This window comes from Streptosporangium sp. NPDC001559 (assembly GCF_042893955.1).
Lineage (GTDB): Bacteria > Actinomycetota > Actinomycetes > Streptosporangiales > Streptosporangiaceae > Streptosporangium.
Window position 1 is genome coordinate 1 of record NZ_JBIAVG010000045.1, and the last position, 3,689, is coordinate 3,689.

The window sequence follows — 3,689 nt, forward strand, 5'->3', positions numbered from 1 at the left end:
GCGTGGAAGTGCACCACCCCGCGCCGCTGGTACTCGGCGACCTTGGCAAACGAGATCGTGCACTGGGCGCGCAGCTCCCGCAGTGTCAGGCCTGCGGCTTTGGCGACGCGGCGGCGTAGGGCGTCGGTGAAGTACTTCCACAGTTGGGGAGCGAGGGCGTTGAACAGCACGCTGCCGGTGTAGTCGTAGCAGTCCGGGCACAACGGTTCGCCTAGGCAGGACTCCTCGGCGCCGTGACGAGCGGTGCAGGACATCACCCGGCCGTGCGGGCACCTCTCGGCGTCCCGGCGAGGACGGCAGGGCAGCGGTTTGCCGTTCTTCTCTCGGCGGGTGTGGACGGCTCCGAAGGAGGGGGCGGTGAGGGTGATGAACAGGCATGGGTGAGCGGTCACCGAGGGCGGGACGCCCTTGCCGCCGACGAGTCCGGCGCGGATGAGGTGGTAGGTGTCGGCCCGGTAGACCTCGGCGCAGGCCGGGCACCGGGAGGCCCGCCGGGTCTTGCACGGCAGCCGGAGTACGCCGTCGGGTTCGGTGGCGGTGGTGTAGGAGTGCAGGGGACGGCCGGTGGTGCGGTCGACGTGCAGGACGCGGCCCCGCAGGTGAATGGGCTGGCGGCAACCGCCCGTGGCGCGGATCTGGGAGGTCCAGCGGGGGTAGTTGCGGTCGTTGAGGCGGGTGATCATGCTTGCGATCGCGTGCGGATCAGGGTGGATTGTGGGCAAGATGGTCTCCTCCTTTCACTCGTTGGGGTGAGGGGGGATGGCCCCCGACCTGGCGGGCGTCTTGGCGGATGTACGGCCAGGCCGGGGGCGCCGACAGCCTTCAGCAGAAGCCGAGGCCGTCGCAGTGTTCGCAGGTGGTGCCGTAGCTGTTGCTTCCGGTGCCGCCGCAGGTGCAGCACTGCCACCACCGGGACGGGATCTCAGCCGGTGTCACCGGCTCGTCGGGTGGCTCAGGACTCATGCGGTGGCTTGGCGATGCTGAGGATGGCGGTCCACTCGACGTGGACAGGGCCGAAGCAGCGCGAGATCGTGTAGAGGCCCAGCGGCAGCAGCCGCGGGTCCACGGAGGTGCCGCACAGGGCGGCGATCCGGTCGATCTCGGCGCACAGGTCGTCGTCGGTGCCCTGCTCGGGGTAGTAGGTGACGATCGTCGAGTCCGTCGGGACGGGGACGGCGGGGTTGGCCTCCAGAAAGAAGGCCAGGTCGCGCAGGCCGCCGATGAAGGCGGTACGGCGCTGGGTGTCGGTGGACATGATCGGTTCTCCTCTTCACAGGGCGTCCGGCGAGATGCGCAGGGTGCGCAGCAGGTCGGAGGCCAGTTGATGGGACACACCCAGACGGGCGCGCAGCGTGTCGCGGCTGATGGGCCTGCTGTGCGCGGTCTGGTATTCCTCGGCCACGCGCCGGGCGTAGTCGAGGAGCTCTGAGGACGGCCCGTCCTGCTCGGCGTCGATGGCCGGGACGGGCGCGGAAACCGGGACGGGTTCGGGGGAGACCTCCGGTGCGAAGGATGAGGCCGGGGATGATTCAGGTCGGGGACTGGATGCTCGCCGTTCGAGCATGGAGACGGCGACGAGGAACGCGCCGGCGGGTGTGGCGGCGGTGATCCATCCCCACGGGGTGGGGTCGGCCTGGTTGAGGTTGGCGGCCAGCGACAGGACGATCCCGGCGACCAGGATGAGGGTGGGCCAGGAGATCCAGCCGTTGCGAGTACGTCCGGTGTGCTTGTCACGCTGGCGTTCCCGGGCGGCCATGACGCAGGTCAGGTCGACGCACACGGCTACCGCCCAGGCCATCCACCCTTCCTGGCCGTGTTCAGCGGCGGTGTCGCGGATGTGGGTGAACGATCCGGCACCCGCGATGGCGGCCAGCGCCAGGATCGGCCCGGCGTCCAGCAGCCAACGGATGAGGCGTCGCATCGTGTCCCCCTTCCTTGCGGCAGGTCAGGCGGTGAGGAGTTCGTCCAGGTCGGCGGGGTCGAGCTCGGTCGCCGGAGCATGGGCGGCGATCTCCGCCCAGGACGGGGTCAGGTCGGCGTACGTCCAGGCCGCGTGTTCGGCGGCGGCCTCGGAGACATGGAAGGAACGGGCGCGGTACCACTGACCGTCCTGGGAGGCCACGATCGCCACCCCCGGCGTCTCGGCCGGGATCGCCCGCGCGGAGACCAGAGCGGCCGGGTCGAGATCGCCGAGCGTCATGGTCGCGGTCTCCGGATCGTTGACCCGGTGGCAGATCCGCCCCGAACACTGGGCGCGCAGTGCGGTGACGCCGGGGCCGAGGTCGGAGCCGATGCGCTGGCCACAGCAGAACAGGTAGATCCCGAACGCCCGGCCAAGCCGCGCCACCCGCAGCAGGGTCGTAGAGGTGTGGGCGACCTCGTCCTTCTCGGACTTGTCGGCCATCAGGTACAGCTCGGCCAGCTCGTCGACCAGGACCACGACCGGCACCGGCCGTACCGCCGGGGGAAGCTGCCAGAGGTTGCGGGCGCTCGTTCTCCGGCACAGGTCCATCCGGTTGAGCATGAGCGTCACCAGGTCATCGAGCAGGCCCACGCTCTCGGTGCGGGTGGTGGCCAGCGCCGACAGCCGTGGAAGGTAGGGGGTGAACTCCACCCCGCCCTTGAGGTCGAAGCCGACCAACGCCACCGGTTGCGGGGCCAGGCCGACGATGAGGGTGTTGGCGAGGTTGGACTTGCCGGACTGCGTCGCTCCGGCGCTGAGCCAGTGTGGGACGGTTCGGAAGTCGATCACCCATGGTGCGCCGGTTTCCAGGCGTCCCACCGTGACCTTGAGCAGTTCCTCCGACGGCGGTAGCCGATCGACCCGCATCAGGGGATCTCGGATGATGGCGGCCAGGACGACCCGTCCGGGGCGCGGGGACGACACGCGTACGGCGTGCACGCCCCAGGAGTGCGCGAGCCGTTCGGCGACCTGGGCGTAGTCGTCGGGGATCTGCCCTTCCAGCAGGTGGACGGTGACGCGCCAGCCGTGCCGGTTCGGCAGCGGGAACCGTATCCACGGGGTGGTGTCGACGGCGACGCGGCGGAAGCGGCGCCGTACCTTCACGGTGCCGGTAGAGACCAGGGCGCCGGGGGTGAGGGTGAAGGCCCAGCGGGCGCGCTTTTTGGTCAGCCCGCAGCCGAGGGCGACCTTGCGCCAGGAGGCCCGCACGCTCAGGGCGGTGAACGGGTAGCCGACCATCGGCCAGAACGAGTGCGGGTGCAGGCACCGCCAGGTCGCCAGTACGGCCAGCGCGCCTGCCAGGACGAGCAGGGAGTGCGGCAGGTCAGGCATCGCCGCCCCCGCCGCCTGGTCTGCCGGAGACGGGGACGATGGAGGCGGCCTTGTAGCTGATGCCCCAGCGGGCGGTGCCGTTGCTGGGGATCTCCCAGACGTAGCCGACCATGCCGGTGGGGACGACGTCCTGTCCGGGAGCGATGGGCGGTTCTCCGGAGGTTCCGACCTTGACCAGTTCGATCCGGCCCAACTCGTCCTCGGCGAGGAGTACGGATTCGTAGACCTTGTTGCCGTCCTTGTCGGTCTTGATCTTTCCGCTGTCCTGGTCGATGACGCGGGGGCGGGCGGCCTTGACGCAGGTGAAGCGGAGCCGGTGGGTGTCGACGGGGATCGGGATGGTGCGCATGGATGGGCCTCCTTGTTCGTCTCAGCCAACATAGTCAACCTAGTT

Annotated in this window: 6 protein-coding genes; all 6 read right to left on the minus strand. The window is 69.9% G+C overall.

All coding sequences use genetic code 11. The features are described from left to right. Positions 1 to 722: replication initiator (locus tag ACFYY8_RS42050; RefSeq protein ID WP_390050688.1), on the minus strand; the 722-nt coding region annotated here is incomplete at its 3' end. A 100-nt stretch (positions 723 to 822) separates the two neighbouring features. Further along, positions 823 to 963 carry a hypothetical protein gene (locus ACFYY8_RS42055; protein WP_390050689.1) on the minus strand — a complete coding sequence of 47 codons (141 nt, stop codon included), beginning with the start codon at positions 961 to 963 and terminating at the stop codon, positions 823 to 825. Next, positions 953 to 1,255, minus strand: a complete 303-nt coding sequence (locus ACFYY8_RS42060; RefSeq protein ID WP_352012759.1) for a hypothetical protein — start codon at positions 1,253 to 1,255, stop codon at positions 953 to 955. Before ACFYY8_RS42060 ends, ACFYY8_RS42055 begins: the two co-directional genes overlap by 11 nt. A 15-nt stretch (positions 1,256 to 1,270) precedes the next feature. After that, positions 1,271 to 1,921, minus strand: a complete 651-nt coding sequence (locus tag ACFYY8_RS42065) for a DUF2637 domain-containing protein (protein ID WP_390050690.1) — start codon at positions 1,919 to 1,921, stop codon at positions 1,271 to 1,273. A gap of 24 nt (positions 1,922 to 1,945) precedes the next feature. Next, the gene (locus tag ACFYY8_RS42070) at positions 1,946 to 3,295 is read right to left on the minus strand and encodes an FtsK/SpoIIIE domain-containing protein (RefSeq protein WP_390050691.1); all 1,350 of its coding nucleotides are present in this window, start codon (positions 3,293 to 3,295) and stop codon (positions 1,946 to 1,948) included. Beyond that, on the minus strand, positions 3,288 to 3,644 hold the full coding sequence (locus ACFYY8_RS42075; protein WP_389761692.1) for a hypothetical protein: 357 nt from the start codon (positions 3,642 to 3,644) through the stop codon (positions 3,288 to 3,290). Before ACFYY8_RS42075 ends, ACFYY8_RS42070 begins: the two co-directional genes overlap by 8 nt. Positions 3,645 to 3,689 lie beyond the last annotated feature (45 nt).